Origin of the sequence: Pseudonocardia sp. ICBG1142 (assembly GCF_020496255.1) — a bacterium.
Classification (GTDB): Bacteria; Actinomycetota; Actinomycetes; order Mycobacteriales; family Pseudonocardiaceae; genus Pseudonocardia.
The window spans coordinates 33855-50016 of sequence record NZ_JAHLJC010000003.1 but is presented as its reverse complement, the minus strand read 5'-3'; the positions used below and the strand labels follow the sequence as shown (position 1 = coordinate 50016).

The window sequence follows — 16162 nt, the reverse complement described above, 5'->3', positions numbered from 1 at the left end:
CCGTGGCGTTCCCGCAGGCGCGGTGCCGGAGTCATCCCCGCAGCGAGTTGAGCTTCACCGCGGTGCGCAGCGCCCCGGACATGCCCTTGTAGGCACTGTTGCGGGCGGTGTCGCGGACGTTGCGCAGCTGCGCGCGACGCTCGCGGCCCGCACTGTTCCACGCCAGCAGCGACCGGCCCCACGAGTCCTTCGCGAGCTCCTTCGTGCCGGCCTCGCGGGCCAGCAGCGCCCACCGGTCGCCGAAGTCGTCCAGCCCGTCGCGGTAGGCGAACACCGCCGGCCGGACGTAGGCCATCCCCGGGTGCTGGCGCCGCATCCGCGGTGCGTAGTCGGCGATGACCTTGTCCAGGCACTCGAACCGGCGCTGCCGGTTGGAGCTGATCGAGCCGGTGCGCATCAGCCGCATGTCGAGCAGCCAGCGGCGGGTGCCCCACATCAGCGGGTAGTTCGACCCGGCGGCGATCCGCAGCCACATCTCGAAGTCCACCGCGGAGGGCAGCGAGCAGTCGAAGCCGCCGACCTGGTCGAAGCAGGCCCGGCGGATCATGAGCGAGCTGCCGTTGTGCGGCGGGTTGTTCTCCACCAGCTGCTTGTCGATGTCGACCTTGCCCGACGGCTGCCAGCGCAGCGCCACGACCTGCCCGGACTCCATCATCACGCGGGTGTGGCAGTAGGCCATCCCGACCCCGGGCGGAGCGGTGTGCAGGGTCTCGAGCATGTGCGACAGGAACTCGGGGTGCCAGCGGTCGTCGCCGTCGAGGAACGCGACGAACGGGGCGGCGCTCTCGGCCAGCGCGCGGTTGCGCGCGGCGCCCGAGCCGCCGTTCTCCACCTGGATCAGCCGCACCCGCGGGTCGCGCTCGGCGCGCGAGCGCACGATGTCGGCGGTGTCGTCGGTCGACCCGTCGTCCACGACGAGGTACTCGAACCGGGACTCGGTCTGCGCGAGCACCGAGTCGATGGCCTCACCGATCCACGGGCCGACGTTGTAGGCCGGCGTGATCACGGTGACGAGAACGTGGGGGTTCCGCACGATCGGCACAGTCGGAGCTCCTTCCGGGGTGCGCCGTCTTCGGCGCCGTCGGCCCCTCAATCACCGTAAGGGGTGACGCAGTGCGTTCGGCACGCCCTCGACCGAGGCCGTGCTGCGGGCATTCCTCGCGAATGGCAACGAGCGTGCCCACTGTTGGTGACGTCCGTGCGGCATCCGGGGTTGCCCCGGGTGGTCGGGCCACCCGGTCCGGGGCCGGTGCGCCGGGCGGTGGGAGAGGGTCGCTATCGTCCGGAGAATGTCGTTCGACGCACGGGTGATGCTGTCCCGACGGCTCCGGTTCCTGCCGCATCGCGCCTTCGCGATGGCCCACCACGCCCTGTTCCAGGGGGAGTTGACGACGTTCCGGCGGCCGCGGACCTGGTCCCAGCTGCTCGCCAAGAAGAACCTCGACGACCAGCCCGAACTGGTGCACGTCACCGCGGACAAGTACACCGTCCGCGAGCACGTCGCCGAGCGCATCGGGGCGGAGCACCTCATCCCGCTCCTCCAGGTGGTCGAGCGCGCCGAGGACCTCGACCTGGAGGCGCCCACCGGCCCGTACGTCGTCAAGGGCACCCACGGCTGCGACATGACGATCCTGGTGCGCCACCCGGCGGCCGCCGACCACGCGAAGATCCGCTCGACGGTCGCCCGCTGGCTGCGCACCGACTTCTTCACCCACGGCTGGCGCGAGCGCCCCTACGAGGGGCTCACGCCGCGCGCCGTCGTCGAGGAGATGATCGGCGACGGCACCACGCCGCCCGCCGACTACAAGTTCTTCGTCTTCCACGGCGAGCCCGCGATGGTCGTCGTCGACCAGGACCGGTTCACCGCCCACACCTCGACGATGCTGCACCCGGACTGGGTGCCGTTCCGGATCTCCGGGCGGTTCTCCCAGGCCGACGCGCTGCCGGAGAAGCCCGCCTCCTACGAGCGGATGCTGGAGATCGCCCGCGCGCTGGGCAAGGACTTCACCTTCTGCCGCGTCGACCTCTACGACGTCGACGGCCACGTCTACTTCGGCGAGATCACCCACAACCCGGGCGGCGGGCTCGTCCGGCTGCGGCCCCGCGCCTTCGACCGGGCCCTGGGGAACCTGTGGCGCAACGGGACACCGATCCCGGAGAAGTTCATCCAGCGTTCCTGACCGGGCCCGCGCGCACCCACCCGGCTCTCACATCCCCCGCTGCCCCGCGGCGACCCGCCGCCCGCCGCCGCTCCCCGCGGCCGGTCGCCGCGCGTCCACACCCCTTCGCGGGCAGCCACACCCGCTGCAACAGGTGTGGCTGCCCGCGAAGGGGTGTGGCGACGGCGCGCCACCCGTCGATCAGTACCCGAGCGTTGTCGACGGCCGATCGGACAGCGCTCAGGTACTGATCGACGGGGCCCCGGGACGCTGCGTGGGCCGCCGGACGGAGCCCCTGATCGCGGAGGGGTCAGTCGCGGACGCGGGGGAACTCGTGGGTCCGCGCCTCCGGCCCGCTGATGGGCCGGGTGTCGTCGTCGCGGTCCAGGAGGTCCTTGTCGTCCGGGCTGGCGGGACCGCCGTCGCCGGGCGGGTGCGGCGGGACCGGCCGGCGCAGCCAGCGCACCACCGACGGCGCGAAGACGACCGCCAGCACCAGCTCGCCCGCGAGCCACGTCCAGCCGACGGCGTCGACCCCGAGCGTCGGGGCGAGCAGCGGGATCCCGCCGAGCACGATCGCGCAGTGCACGAGCTGCTGCGCGGCCAGGGGGAAGGTGCGGTTCGCGAGCCGCGACTTCGTCATCCACATCGTCACGATCACGCGCGGGAACATCGAGGCCATCAGCAGCTGCAGCAGCGTCGTGGAGTTCTCGACGTACTGCGGCCCGTAGAACCACAGCAGCAGCGGTGCGGCCAGCGCGATGACCAGCGAGGCGGGCCACACCAGCAGGCAGATCCGGCGCAGCACAGCGCGGGCGAACACGTGCGCGTGCTCCGGGTTCCGGGAGCCCTCCACGACCAGCGCCGAGGTGATCGCCATCGACAGCATGCTCATCGCGAGGAAGACGGTCTGGGCCGGCAGCAGGTAGGCGCTGGCCGCCTGGCTGATCGTCATGACCACCAGCACCGGCAGGAACGACGACATGGCCTGGTTGAACACCTGGCCCAGGTAGTCGCCGCCCATGTAGCGGGCCAGCGTGGCGCGGTCCGGGGCACCGGCGTCGTCGCGGTCCACGGTCTCCGCGGTGTGCCGGGGGAGCAGCCGCCGCGAGATCAGCAGGGTGAACGGCACCAGCAGGGCGATGACCGGCGCGCTCCAGGAGGTGAACACGCCGTCGGACACCGAGGTGAACGCGACGACGACGAGCAGGCCGAGCTTCACGACGCCGTAGACGCCGTTCTCCAGCACCACCCACATCGCCGAGCGCAGCCCGGTGAGGACCTGGTCCTGCAGGTTGAAGATGGACCACGCGGCGGTCGAGACCACGAACCACGCGGCGAAGCCGGGGGAGACGTGCAGCGGGTCGCCGGGGGCGTAGGCGAAGTGGCAGTAGGTCATGACCGCGGCCGAGCCGACGACGGCCATCCCAGCGCTGACCCCGTAGGCGAGCCGCACCAGCGACCGCGAGTCGCGCCCGGCCGTCGGGAGGAAGCGGATGAGGGCCTGACCGAAGTTCAGCGAGGTCAGGACCGAGATCAGCATCATCAGGTTGACCATGACGTTGCCGCGGCCGGCGTCCTCGGTGCTGAACACCCGCGCGGCGAAGACCCAGTAGAGCAACCCGAAGCCGGAGTTGACGACGGTGTTGAGCATCAGGGCGTACGCGTTGCGGTAGAGCGGATTGCCCATCTCCCGGCGGACCGAGCGGACCCGGACGGCGACCATCTCGCCGACGCTCATCGCGCGCACCGCCGGACGGCGGCGTGGGAGGTCCCGCTGAGTGCGTGCACACCTCCACGCTAACCAGGGGTCGACCAGCCGGGTGCCGGGGGAGGGGCGCCGGACGGTCCGTCACCGGACGGGGTCGGACACTGCGGACATACACACCCCGTCGCGCTCCGCAACCCCTGCGCTACGGTTCATTTCTTCCGGTGACCTGATGAACCGAAGGGGGTCTGCGTGCGTATCGCCTGCGCAGGAGGTGGGCCGGCCGGTCTGTACCTGGCGGTTCTCGCCAGGCTCCGGTCCGGGGGACGCGACGAGGTCGTCGTGTACGAACGCAACGAGGCGGGGCGGACCCACGGGTTCGCCGTCACCTACGGCGAGGACATGCTCGACGACGCGTTCCGCAACGACCCCGAGGGCGGTGAGGCCCTGCGTCGCGCGTCCCGGCTGTGGAACGCCCAGGAGATCCGGGTCGCCGACCACCGCCCGGTGCACGTCGGCGGCAAGTACGGCTACGCGATCGCCCGCGTCGACCTGCTCGACGTGCTGGCGCGCCGGGCCGAGCAGCTGGGCGTGAAGATCGAGTACGGCTCCCCGGTCGAGCGCGAGTCCCTCGACGCCGACCTGGTCGTCGCGGCCGACGGCGTCGGCAGCCGGATCCGCACCGCGCGCGCCGAGCACTTCGGCACCACTGTCGACGAGGGCACGAACCCCTACATCTGGCTCGGCGCCGACAGTGACTCGGACACCTTCGTCTGGGACTTCCAGCCGACCGACGCGGGCTGGATGTGGATCCACCTCTACCCGTCGTCCAACGGGGTCAGCACCTGCATCGTGGAGTGCGAGCCCGACACCTGGGAGGGGCTGGGCCTGGACCACATGTCCGGGGCCGACGCCGTCCGGCTCGTCGAGTCGGTCTTCCACCGCACGCTGGCCGGGCGCCGGCTCATCGAGCCCCTCGGCGGGCTGGGGGAGAAGCCCTGGCTGCGCTTCCGCGAGGTCCGCAACCGGACCTGGCGCGACGGCGACCTCGTGCTGGCCGGCGACGCCGCGCACACCACGCACTTCGGGATCGGCTCGGGCACCGTGCTGGCGATGCAGGACTCGATGGGTCTGGTCGACGCCCTCTACGGCGTCGCGGGCCAGACGGCCGCGGCGGACCTGACCTGCCCGAACGGCCGCGGTGCCGCGCTCTCGGCCTACGACGCCCGGCGGCGCGCGGAGATCGGCCCGATCCAGGACGCCGCCCGGCGGAACATGCAGTGGTTCGAGCAGGCCGGGCGCCAGCTCGAGCAGGTCACCGACCCCGTCGAGTTCGCCTGGTCGCTCACCGACCGCCGGGGCGACATGGGTCGCATCCACCGCACCCTGCACCGGGCCACCCAGGTTCCCGCGCTGCGTCAGGTGCGGCGCGGGCTGACCACCGCCCGCCGCGTCCGGCGGTCGGCCCTGCGCGGGCGGCAGAGCTAGGAGTTCCGGCGCGAAACCGCTCGCCGACGGCACGCGCAGCGTCACCGATCGTGGCGGACCCGGTGTCCACACGGGTCCGCCGCGTTCGTAGGGTCGTTGCGTCCCAGATCGATGACATCCGATGGAGGTCCGGTGTGAAGATCGTGGTCGTCGGTGGTGGGCCGGCCGGTCTGTACTTCTCGATCCTGGCCCGGCTCCGGTCGGGCGGGCAGGACGAGATCGTCCTCGCGGAGCGCAACGCGCCCGGCACCGCCTCCGGCTTCGCGGTCACGCTCGGTGAGGACATCCTCGACGAGCTCTTCCGCACCGACCCCCTCGGGGCCGAGAAGGTGCGGGCCGCGGCGCACGTGTGGGACTCCCAGGTCGTGGAGGTCTCCGGGCGCCCGGTGCACCTCGGCGGTCGCTACGGCTACTCCATCGGCCGCGCGCGGCTGCTGGAGGTGCTGGCCGAGCGGGCCCGCCAGGTCGGCGTGAAGCTCATGTTCGACACGGCCGTCGCCGTGGACGGTGACATCGCGCGCGATCCGCTGACCGCGGACGCGGACGTCGTCGTCGCCGCCGACGGGGTCGGGTCCGCGATCCGCGCCGCGCGGGCCGACACCTTCGGGACCCGGATCTCCCACGGTTCCAACCGCTACGTCTGGTTCGGCACGAGCAAGCCGTTCCGGCCGTTCACCTTCGCGTTCGAGAAGACCCATGCCGGCTGGATCTGGTTCCACGCCTACCCGGCCGCGGACTGCGTCAGCACCTGCATCGTGGAGTGCACGCCGCAGACCTGGGCGGGGCTGGGGCTCGACACGATGGCGCCCGACGAGGCCATGCGGATGCTCGAGGGCGTCTTCTCCCGCTCGCTCGACGGGCACTCGCTGATCGCCCCGCCCGGCATGGGCTCCTCGCCGTGGCTGCAGTTCCGCGAGGTCCGGAACATGTCCTGGCGCGACGGCAACGTCGTCCTCGCCGGCGACGCGGCCCACACCACCCACTTCGCCATCGGCTCGGGCACGGTCCTCGCCGTCGCCGACTCGATCGCGCTGGCCGAGGAGCTGTACCCGCGCGGGACCCGCGGCACCGACGACGTCGAGGCCGCCCTCGCCGGGTACGACGCCCGCCGCCGCGCCGCGATGGCACCGGTCCAGCGGATGGCCCGGGCGAGCATGGAGTGGTTCGAGACCGTCCCCGAGCGTCTCGAGGGCGCCGAGGACGCGCTGGCCTTCTCCTGGTCGCTGCTCGACCGCCGCCACGACCAGGGCCGGCTCAACGAGCGTCTGCACCGTGCGACCCAGGTCGAGCCGGTCCGTCAGGTCCGGCGCAGGCTGACCGCGGCGCGCCGCGTCCGTCGGGCGCTGGCCCGCGGGGAGATCACCCCCCGCGAGGCCCTGCACCGCTGATCCGCGGCCCGGCGGGGCCGGCTCAGTCCCGGTCCCGCCCGGCCCCGGAGCCCTCCTGCTCCTCGCGTGCGAGGAAGGAGTGCCTGCGGCCGTAGAGGGCGTAGACCACCAGGCCGAGCGCCAGCCAGACGGCGAACCGGATCCACGTGTCCAGGTTCAGGTTCAGCATCAGGTAGAGGCACGCGATCGCGGTGATCACCGGCACCACCGGCGAGAACGGCACCGTGAACGGCCGGTCGAGGTCGGGGCGGGTCCGGCGCAGCACCGGCACCGCGACGGCGACGATGATCATCGCCGAGAGCGCGCCGATCGACACCATGTCGGCCAGCGCGGTGATCGGGGTGAACGCCGCGATCACCGCGCAGACGACACCGCCGATGATCGTCATGCGGTGCGGGGTGCCCCACCGGGGGTGCGCGGTGCCGATGGCCTTCGGCAGCAGGCCGTCGCGGCCCATCGCGAAGCCGATCCGGCCGATCGTCACGAGCTCCACCATCATCACCGAGGTCAGACCGGTGACCGCGCCGAGCGCGATGAGCGCGCCCACCCACGGCAGTCCGACGCCGGCGAACGCCGACGCGAGCGGCGCGCCGGTGTCGATCTCGGTGTAGGGCACCATCCCGGTGAGCACGAGCGAGACGCCGACGTAGAGCACCGCGCAGATGGCGAGCGCGCCGAGCAGTCCGACCTTCAGGTCGCGGTTGGGGCGCTCGGCCTCCTCCCCGAGGTTGGCCAGCGCCTCGAACCCGGTGTAGGCGAAGAAGACCACCGCGGCCGCGGTGAGCATGCCGCCGACGCCGAACACGGTCGGGGCGAGCCCGAACACCCCGGAGATGATCGGCTGTGTGAAGACCGAGCCGCCGTCCTCCGGCGCCTGGGCCGGCGGGATGAACGGCTGCAGGTTGGCCGGGTCGATGTAGAACACGCCGACGGCCAGGATCAGCACGCAGACCGCGAGCTTCACCAGGACCAGCAGGTTCGTCAGCCGTGACGACTGCTGGATGCCCGCGACCGCGACGACGGTCAGCACCGCGATGATCAGCACCGCGCCGACGTTGATCGTCGCGTCCTCCCCGAACCACTCCGTCGGCAGCCCGAACAGCGACGCCAGGTAGCCCGACCAGCTGCGGGAGACGACGGCGAGGCCGAGGCCGAACTCCAGCAGCAGGTCCCAGCCGATGATCCAGGCGAAGACCTCGCCGAGGGTGGCGAAGGCGTAGGTGTAGGCCGAGCCCGCCGTCGGGACGGAGGAGGCCAGCTCGGCGTAGCAGACGGCGGCGAGCCCGGCGACGACCGCGCCGATCAGGAACGACAACGTCACCGCGGGGCCCGCGTGCTGCTGGGCCTCGACCCCGGCCAGGGTGAAGATCCCGGTACCGATGATGATGCCGACGCCGAAACCGACCAGGTCACGGGCCTTCAGCGTGCGCTTGAGCGGCGTGCCCCGCCCCTCGCCGCCGGCGTCCTCGGAGCCGTCGCCGGCTCTGCCCCTGGCCAGGATCCGTTCCACCGGCATCGTGCGCGTCCAGCCCACGCCGCCACCCCCACTCGTCGTCGGTCGGTCGATCGTTGCGGCACGGTATGCCGGTACGGGGTGCGGTGCCGGGCGGAGCGCGGGGCGCATCCTGAAAATCCTGTGTGAACCCTCCGTCCTCCGTGTCCGGATCGCCGTTCGGCGGTGCACCATCGAGGCCGGGACGGCCGTCCGGTCGTCCGCGACCGGACGGGTCGTGTCCGGACCTGAGCGACGCCGTGGACGGGATTCCCGTGCCCGTGTGTCGGTGGCCGTGGTCGTCGCGGTGGTGGTGGCGGTGTCCGCGCTGTGGGGCGCCGGCGTGGCCTCGGACGGTCCGGTCCCACGCCCTGGGGGCAGCGCCGTCGTGCCGGCGCAGCACCAGAGCTCGACGACCGGCCCCGACGACGACGCGGCACCCGGCCCGGACACCCTGCGCGGGCTGCTCGCGGCGATGACCGGATCCGCCACCGCCGACCCGCTCGACCTCGCACCCGGATCGCTGCTCGTCGACCGCGAGGGCGAGGACGACCTCACCCTGTCCTGGGCGCTGCTCGACACCGACGACGGCCGGTGGACAGGCTCGGCGGACGCCGCGACCACGCGTTTCGAGGCCGAGTCCACGATCAAGGCATGGCTGGCGGCGGACACCCTGCGCGCCGCCGCGCAGGCGGGCCGCCCGGTGACGGCCGACCAGCGGGCCGACATCTCCGCCGCCGTGCGCGCCTCCGACGACGACGCCGCCGAGCGGCTCTACCGCGCTCTCGGGCGGGACGCGAGCACCGCGCGGCTGGACGAGGAGTGCGGGGTGGAGGTGTCGACGTCGCGGCCGGGGTGGTGGTCCTACACCCAGATCACCGCGCTCGACGCGGCCCGGATCCTGGCCTGCGTGCGCGACCGCGCACCGGAGTGGCCGGGCGGGGACGTCCTGCTGGCCGACCTCGACGCGGTCACCCCGGACGGCCGCTCGGGTGTCCGTCCGGCGCTGCCCGGGGTGGTGGCGGAGAAGAACGGCTGGACGCTGCACGGCGCCGCGGGGTGGAACGTGCACTGCGTCCTGGTCTGGGCGGACCGGGCCCTCGCGGTGCTCACCACCTACCCCGCCGAGCGGGGCGTGGAGTACGGCTGGACGGTGTGCCGCGACGTCGCCGGGGACGTGCTCTCCGCCTCCTGAACGGCTCCGTCGGAGTTTCACATGCGAATACGTGCATGTATGGTGACGGTCATGGGGCACGGACACGGTGGTGGGGCGGGGCACGGGCACGCCGGGGCGGGTACCGACCGCCGCCGGCTGGCGATGGCGCTGGGCGTCACGCTGGTCACGGCGGTCCTCGGTGCGGCGGGCGCGGTGTACACCGGCTCGCTCGCACTGCTGGCCGACCTCGGTCACCTGCTGACCGACGCGGGCGCGCTGGTCGCCGCCCTGATCGCCAGCGTGCTCGCCGCCCGCCCGGCGACGACGTCGCGGACCTACGGGATGGGCCGGGCCGAGGTGCTCGTCGCCGCCCTCAACGCGCTCACCCTCGTCGCGGTCGTGGTGTGGGTCGGGGTGGAGGCGGTGCAGCGGCTGTTCGTCCCGGCCGAGATCCCCGGCCTGCCGCTGCTGGTCATCGGTGTGCTCGGCCTGATCGGGAACCTGGTCTCGCTCGCGGTGCTGGCCGGCGGCGACCGCGGCAACATGAACATGCGCGGGGCCATGCTGCACGTCCTCGGCGACGCGCTCGGCTCGGTCGGTGTGCTCGCCGCCGCCGTGGTGCTGCTGACGACCGGCTGGCCCTGGGCCGACACCATCGCCTCGCTGTTCATCGTCGCGCTGATCCTCCCGCGCGCGGTGTCGCTGCTGCGCGAGGCCGCGCACGTCCTGCTGGAGGGTGCGCCCAAGGGGATCGACGCCCAGGAGGTCAAGGCGGCGCTGCTGGCCGTCGAGGGGGTCGCCGACGTCCACGACCTGCACGTGTGGGCGATCAACGACCGCACCCCCGCGATGTCGGCGCACGTCGTCGTCGACGAGGAGGTCTCCGGGCACTGCGGGGACGCCTCGGTGCTCGACCGTGCCGGGCACGTGCTGCGGGAGCGGTTCGGCCTCGACCACTCCACCCTGCAGGTCGAGCACGCCGCGCACACCGGGCACGAGAACCACTGCGGCTGAGCCGCCGTGGCCCGCCGCCGCCCGGGCCGTCGCGCCCGGCCGAACCGGGTGCGCCGTCCGGGCGCCTCACGGCTGGGCCCACCCACGATGTGAGGCGCCCGTTACCGGACGGGAACCGGCAGTCACCCGATGGTGACGAGCCGAGAGCATGGTTGTGCACGACCGAATCTCCCCGAGGAGTGCCCGTGCCGGACCTGTTCAGCCCCTACACGCTCAAGGGCGTGACCCTGCGCAACCGCATCGCGATGTCGCCGATGACGATGTACCGCTCGGTCGACGGCGAGATGAACGACTTCCACCTCATGTACCTCGGCGCGCGCGCCGCCGGCGGGTTCGGGCTGATCTTCCCCGAGCAGGTCGCGATCGCCCCCGAGGGCCGCACCACCCCGCACTGCGCCGGGATCTACGACGACGACCAGATCGAGGGCCACGCCCGGGCCACCGCGATGATCAGTGACATGGGCGCGGTGCCGGCGATCCAGCTCGGCCACACCGGGCGCAACGGCAGCGAGCTCAAGCCGTGGGTGGCGAACGAGCTCGGCCGCCAGCTGCCGCCCGACCACCCCGAGGGCTGGCAGGTCGTCGGACCGTCGGACGTCCCCTACGGCTTCGGCAAGCGCCCGTACCCGGTGCCCGCCCTCACCGTCGAGGAGATCGCGGCGGTGCACCGGCAGTACGCCGACGCCGCCCGGCGCGCTCTCGACGCCGGCTACCGGTGGCTGGAGATGCACTTCGCGCACGGCTACCTCGGCGCCAGCTTCTACTCGCCGCTGGCCAACCGGCGCACCGACGCCTACGGCGGCAGCAAGGCCAACCGGGCCCGGTTCCTGCTGGAGGCGATGGACGCCGTCCGCGAGGTCTGGCCGGAGGAGTACCCGCTGACCTTCCGCCTCGGAGCCGACGACTACCACCCCGACGGCGTGCAGTGGGAGGACTCGATCGAGGTCGTCGGGTGGCTCAAGGAGCACGGCGCCGACATGGCCGACCTGTCGATGGGCGGCAACACCGACGACATGCGCGACCCGCACTTCCCGCACGTCTCGGCCTGGGTCGAACGCGGCGCCCGGGTCCGCCGGGAGATCGGCATCCCGGTCACGGTGAGCTGGAACCTCGGCATCCCGGCCAACGCCGACCGCGCGATCCGGGAGGAGAAGCTCGACCTGGTGATGCTGGGCCGCCCGGCCCTGGCCAACGCGCACTGGCCGGTGTGGGCGGCCCGCGAGCTCGGCCACGGTGACCCGTTCTCGCTGGTCCCCGAGGACTGGGGCTGGTGGCTGTCGAACTTCCGCGGCCACGATCCGAGCATCGGCTGGCCGGCTCCGTCGCCCGCGACCGAGCAGCACCTGCGCTCGGCCTGAGCGGTCACCGGCCGCGGCGACGCCCGCCGCGGCCGGATGACCCGGCTCAGCCCGCCAGGTGCGACCAGCGTGCGGCCAGCTCGTCCCAGGGGCCCTCGTCGGCGACCCGCCCGCGGTCCAGCACGACCACCCGGTCCGCCCGGGCCAGCGCCGCCCGCTTCGTGCTCGCGCCGACCACGGTGCTGCCGCGCCGGCGCAGCGCCGCCCACAGCTCGATCTCGGTGCGGACGTCCAGCGCGGACGACACGTCGTCGGCGACGATCAGCTCGGCGCCGGTCGCCAGCGCCCTGGCCATCGCCACCCGCTGCACCTGTCCGCCGGACAGCCGGATGCCCCGGTGCCCGACGACGGCGTCCGGCCCGCCCGCCGCGGCGACGTCCCGGTCGCGGCGGGCGTCGCCGACGGCGTCCTGCACCGGGCGGTCGTGCCCGAGGGCGATGTTGTCGCCGAAGGTGCCCGACAGCACCCGGGGGACCTGCCCGACGTAGGCGACCTGCCCGGGGCGCAGGAAGGTCTGCGGGTCGGAGACCGCGCGCCCGTTCCACCGGATGACGCCCTCGTGCCCGACCAGCCCGGCCAGACCGGCGAGCAGGCTGGACTTGCCCGATCCGACCTGGCCGGTGACCAGCACCAGCGACCCCGCCTCGATGTCGAGGTCCACGCCTTCGACGCCGACGGTGCCGTCGTCGTGCACGGCGGCGACCTTCTCCAGGCTCAGCCGCTGCAGCGGCTCGCGCTCCACCGGCGCCGGCGCCGGTGACCAGGTCGACGCCCGGCGGCAGCCGCGTCAGGTCCGCGGGGCCCGCGAACGGGGCGACGGCACGCAGCCAACGCCGCGCGATCGGGGCCTCGGTGACCGCGGCCGCGCACACCTGCCCGAGGAACCCGGCCCCGTTCAGCGTGGTCGACACCAACAGCGCCGTCGCCAGCGGCCAGGTCCCGACCAGGTACAGCGACCAGGTGAGCACCACCGCGCCCTGCAGTAGCACCCCGGGGACACCGTCGAGCAGGGTGCGCACCCGGTACTCCCGGACCGTGGCCCGCACCCGGTCGCCGTCGACGTCGGCGAGGTGGGCCCGCAGCGCACCGGTCGCGGCGGCGAGCTTCACCGTGTGCACCGACTCCAGGACCGAGCCCAGCGCCGTGCCGAACCGGGCCCTGGCGTCGGCCGCGATCCGCCCGGAGCGCCCCGCGAACGGCGCCCCGATCGCCGCGACCCCCGCGCAGACCAGCAGGAACCCGCCGATGACGGCGGCCGCGCGCACGTCGGCCGCCACCAGCCCGGCCACCACGACGACGATCACCGAGTTGGTGACGTCGACCCAGCGGTCCACGTAGAGGATCATCCGGTCCGAGTCCAACGCGCGCGCCACGACCTCGCCCGCGGGGGAGCGCGGGCCGCGCCGCTGCATGGTCTGCCCGCGCAGCACCCCCAGCCGCAGCCGCAGCGTCGCCGCGGACCACCAGCGCGGGTAGGTGCGGAACGCGACGGCGATCCACACCGGGAACAGCATCAGCACCACCGTCAGCGCGACGGCGGGCCCCCACGGTGTGCGGCCACCCTCCAGCCCCGCGACGACGAGGCCCCACAGCCAGCCGGTCAGCACACCGGTGGCCGAGCCCAGGGTGGCGAGGGTGAACATCGCCCCGCCGGTCAGACCCCACCGCGGGTGGGCCAGCGCCAGCCGCAGCACGACCCGCCACAGCGGGGGAGCGGGCACCGGGTCCGGGGCCGGCACCGCACGACGGGCGGCCCGGTGCAGCAGCGGCGACCCCGGGTCGGCGACGGCACCGCCGTGCCGCTCCGCGCCCGGCGGGGCCGTCGCGGTGGCGCCCGCGGTCCCGGGCAGGGACCGGTCCGCGGCGAGCAGGTCGGCGTATCGGCCCGGCTCGGCGGCCAGCTGCTCCCGCGCGCCGTGCTGGACCAGACGGCCGTCGGACAGCACCGCGACGGCGTCGGCACGGCGGATCGTCGACAACCGGTGCGCCACGACGATCCCGGTGCGGCCCGCGAGCAGCGCCCGCGACGCGCGGGTCACCCGCTCCTCGGTGCGCGGGTCCATCCGCGCGGTGGCCTCGTCCAGCACGACGACGGCGACGTCGCGCACCAGCAGCCGGGCGAACGCCACCAGCTGTTCCTCACCGGAGGACAGCGCGATCCCGCCGGTGCCGAGACGGGTGTCCAGGCCGTCGGGCAGGGCGTCGACCCACTCGTCGAGCCCCAGCGCGGCCGTCGCGGCCTCGACCGCCGAGCGCGGGACCGCCGGGTCGAACAGCGTGATGTTCTCCGCGAGCGTCGCGGCCAGGATCTCGGTGCGCTGGGTGACCACACCGACCCGGCGGCGCAGGCCCTCCAGGTCCAGGTCGCGCACGTCGACCCCGGCCAGGAACACCTGCCCGCGCGGCGGCTCCACGGCGCGCGAGAGCACCTTGGTGACCGTCGACTTCCCCGAGCCGGTACGGCCGAGCAGCGCACACGTCGTCCCCGCCGGGACGGTCAGGTCGATCCCGCCCAGGCGGAACCCGTCGTCGTACCCGGCGGTCAGCCCGCGCAGCTCCACCGACGCCGGCCCCGGCGGCAGGGGACGGCCGCCCTCGGGCTCCCGCTCGGTCTCCAGCAGTGACGACACCCGGGTGAGCGCGCCCAGACCGGCCTGGATGTCGGGCATCCGGTCGACGATGGCGTCGACCTGGCCGACGAACGCGGTGACCAGTAGCCACAACGTGACCAGCGCGGCGATGCCGCCCGGGTCCCCGGCGACCAGCCACACCCCGCCGAGCGCGAGCACCCCGAGCAGCGCGTGCGCGACGGTGCCCGTCCGCAGACCGAGCCGGGTCGCGATCCGGGACACCTCGTGGGTGCGCGCGACGACCGTCGCGGCCCGGCGGGCGAACCCGGCGACCACGTGCGGCTGGCCCAGCGAGGTGCGCACGTCGTCCTGTCCGGCGACCGACTCCTCCAGCTGCGCCGCGTGGTCCGACCAGGCCGTCTCCTCGGCGACCTTGGCCCGCGCGATCTGCGGCGTCAACGGCCGCGCCACCAGCAAGATTGCGGCGGCGACCAGCGGGAACACGACGAACGCCGGCCAGAACACCAACCCGGCGACGATCCATGCGACGACCGAGCGCAGCAGCGACCGGCCGGTCTCCCAGCCGATCCGCCGGATGAGCTGGGCGAGCTGGCGGCAGTCGTCGTCGACCCGGTCGAGGAGCTCACCGACCGCCTGGTCCTCCAGCGCGGGCAGCGGCTGCGCCAGCGCGGAGCCCACGAGGTCCGCACGCAACCTGCCCTCTGCGCGCCCGACCACCCCGGAGAACAGGACCCGGCCCAGGGTGTCCAGCAGCGCGGCGCCCAGCAGCAGTGCGGCCAGCACGGCGATCAGGGTGGCCGTCGGCCCGCTCACCACCGCCCCGACCACGGTCGCCGCCGTCGCCTCCGCGACCGCGGCCACCACCGCGGCGCCCACGGCCACGAACGACACCGGTCCACCCAGCCGACGCCATGACAGCGCGCGCACCCTCGACACCCCCGACGAGACCGCGCTCCGGGATCTCCGGCGCGATCGGTGATCGACGGTAGCCGTGACCCCCGACGGAATCGCCCGGTTTTCCGGGTCGTGCCCCGGATCGCCCGGTCGAAACCGGATCGGCCCGTGCCCCACCCGAAGCGGTCGACAACACCCCGAGGGGGCGCGGACGGGCCCGTCGTGTCCGCATGCTTGCCCTCCGGCGACACGCGAGCACGAGGGGGAACCGATGGGACTGCGGTCGATCAGGTGGGTCGGGGGCGCGCTCTGCGCGGTGGCGGGACTGGCGCTGACCGCGTCACCCGCGCTGGCCGAGGACGCACCCGTCCCGGAGCCGCCCACGTTCACCAGCACGCTCACCGCGACCCTGACCCCGGACGCGGTCCGCGCCGACGACGGCGCACCGGTACCCGGCCAGCAGGGCGCGACCGGCACCTTCACCCTCCGCCTGAACAGCCAGCAGAACATCGTCTGCTACGACATCCAGGTGACCGGGGTGACCCCGCCGTTCAGCAGCCCCGCGCGGACCGCCACGCACCTGCAGGAGGGGCAGCCGAACGAGTCCGGCAACCCGCGGATGGCCTTCCCGGACCCGCAGGGCCCGCCCGGCGGCCCGATGACCAGCAAGGGCTGCCTGCAGGGACCGTTCACCACCGGTGTGATCGTCGGCGGCGTCGACACCGGCACCGGGTTCGCGGTCACGGACCTGGAGGCCAACCCGGCCGCCTGGTTCGTCGACATCCACACCGAGCAGTACCGGACCGGTGCGCTGCGCGGGCAGCTGTCCAAGACCGGCTGACCGCCCGCACACGACGAGGGCCCCGCCGGATCGCGTCCGGCGGGGCCCTCGTCGTGGAACGGGAAGTGCCCGG

The 16162-nt window shown here is 73.7% G+C and carries 11 protein-coding genes and 1 pseudogene; 7 read left to right on the top strand and 5 right to left on the bottom strand.

Going from position 1 to position 16162, the window contains the following annotated elements:
* Positions 1 to 31 precede the first annotated feature (31 nt).
* Positions 32 to 1033, bottom strand: coding sequence for a glycosyltransferase family A protein (locus tag KPL59_RS00430; protein ID WP_226359554.1), 1002 nt, complete (start codon positions 1031 to 1033; stop codon positions 32 to 34).
* A gap of 256 nt (positions 1034 to 1289) precedes the next feature.
* On the opposite strand from KPL59_RS00430, the gene KPL59_RS00425 reads away from it, so the two are divergent.
* Positions 1290 to 2180, top strand: coding sequence for an ATP-grasp fold amidoligase family protein (locus KPL59_RS00425; protein WP_075305780.1), 891 nt, complete (start codon positions 1290 to 1292; stop codon positions 2178 to 2180).
* Between the two features lie 289 nt (positions 2181 to 2469).
* On the opposite strand, the gene KPL59_RS00420 is transcribed toward KPL59_RS00425, so the two are convergent.
* The gene (locus tag KPL59_RS00420) at positions 2470 to 3900 is read right to left on the bottom strand and encodes a lipopolysaccharide biosynthesis protein (RefSeq protein WP_226359553.1); all 1431 of its coding nucleotides are present in this window, start codon (positions 3898 to 3900) and stop codon (positions 2470 to 2472) included.
* A gap of 309 nt (positions 3901 to 4209) precedes the next feature.
* Between KPL59_RS00420 and KPL59_RS00415 the strand changes: the two genes are divergently transcribed.
* Positions 4210 to 5355 (top strand): FAD-dependent monooxygenase, encoded by a 1146-nt coding sequence (locus KPL59_RS00415; protein WP_226359552.1) that lies wholly within the window; start codon positions 4210 to 4212, stop codon positions 5353 to 5355.
* A 134-nt stretch (positions 5356 to 5489) separates the two neighbouring features.
* A complete protein-coding gene (locus KPL59_RS00410; RefSeq protein ID WP_020623912.1) occupies positions 5490 to 6743 on the top strand; it encodes an FAD-dependent monooxygenase in 1254 nt (417 codons plus the stop codon).
* A gap of 22 nt (positions 6744 to 6765) precedes the next feature.
* Here the strand turns inward: KPL59_RS00410 and KPL59_RS00405 are convergent, their stop codons facing one another.
* Positions 6766 to 8277, bottom strand: a complete 1512-nt coding sequence (locus KPL59_RS00405; protein ID WP_226359551.1) for an APC family permease — start codon at positions 8275 to 8277, stop codon at positions 6766 to 6768.
* Positions 8278 to 8518: 241 nt separating this feature from the next.
* On the opposite strand from KPL59_RS00405, the gene KPL59_RS00400 reads away from it, so the two are divergent.
* From KPL59_RS00400 to KPL59_RS00390, 3 genes are all read left to right on the top strand, one after another.
* Positions 8519 to 9430, top strand: a complete 912-nt coding sequence (locus KPL59_RS00400; RefSeq protein ID WP_226359550.1) for a hypothetical protein — start codon at positions 8519 to 8521, stop codon at positions 9428 to 9430.
* A 51-nt stretch (positions 9431 to 9481) separates the two neighbouring features.
* The gene (locus KPL59_RS00395) at positions 9482 to 10405 is read left to right on the top strand and encodes a cation diffusion facilitator family transporter (protein ID WP_226359549.1); all 924 of its coding nucleotides are present in this window, start codon (positions 9482 to 9484) and stop codon (positions 10403 to 10405) included.
* A gap of 185 nt (positions 10406 to 10590) precedes the next feature.
* Entirely contained in the window at positions 10591 to 11763 is a 1173-nt protein-coding gene (locus KPL59_RS00390; RefSeq protein ID WP_226359548.1) for an NADH:flavin oxidoreductase/NADH oxidase, read from the top strand.
* Between the two features lie 46 nt (positions 11764 to 11809).
* Here KPL59_RS00390 and KPL59_RS37360 read toward each other — a convergent pair whose 3' ends face one another.
* A complete protein-coding gene (locus KPL59_RS37360; protein WP_374111584.1) occupies positions 11810 to 12394 on the bottom strand; it encodes an ATP-binding cassette domain-containing protein in 585 nt (194 codons plus the stop codon).
* A 1447-nt stretch (positions 12395 to 13841) separates the two neighbouring features.
* Positions 13842 to 15167 (bottom strand): annotated as a pseudogene (locus KPL59_RS00380) (ATP-binding cassette domain-containing protein); the annotation flags it as partial.
* Between the two features lie 352 nt (positions 15168 to 15519).
* On the opposite strand from KPL59_RS00380, the gene KPL59_RS00375 reads away from it, so the two are divergent.
* Positions 15520 to 16089, top strand: coding sequence for a CHRD domain-containing protein (locus tag KPL59_RS00375; protein WP_020625213.1), 570 nt, complete (start codon positions 15520 to 15522; stop codon positions 16087 to 16089).
* Positions 16090 to 16162: the final 73 nt, after the last annotated feature.

Excerpts from the sequence above, each read along its gene's own strand:
- KPL59_RS00375 (WP_020625213.1), top strand. The coding sequence starts at position 15,520 with ATGGGACTGCGGTCGATCAGGTGGGTCGGGGGCGCGCTCTGCGCGGTG.
- KPL59_RS00395 (WP_226359549.1), top strand. The coding sequence starts at position 9,482 with ATGGGGCACGGACACGGTGGTGGGGCGGGGCACGGGCACGCCGGGGCG.
- KPL59_RS00425 (WP_075305780.1), top strand. The coding sequence starts at position 1,290 with ATGTCGTTCGACGCACGGGTGATGCTGTCCCGACGGCTCCGGTTCCTG.
- KPL59_RS00420 (WP_226359553.1), bottom strand. The coding sequence starts at position 3,900 with ATGAGCGTCGGCGAGATGGTCGCCGTCCGGGTCCGCTCGGTCCGCCGG.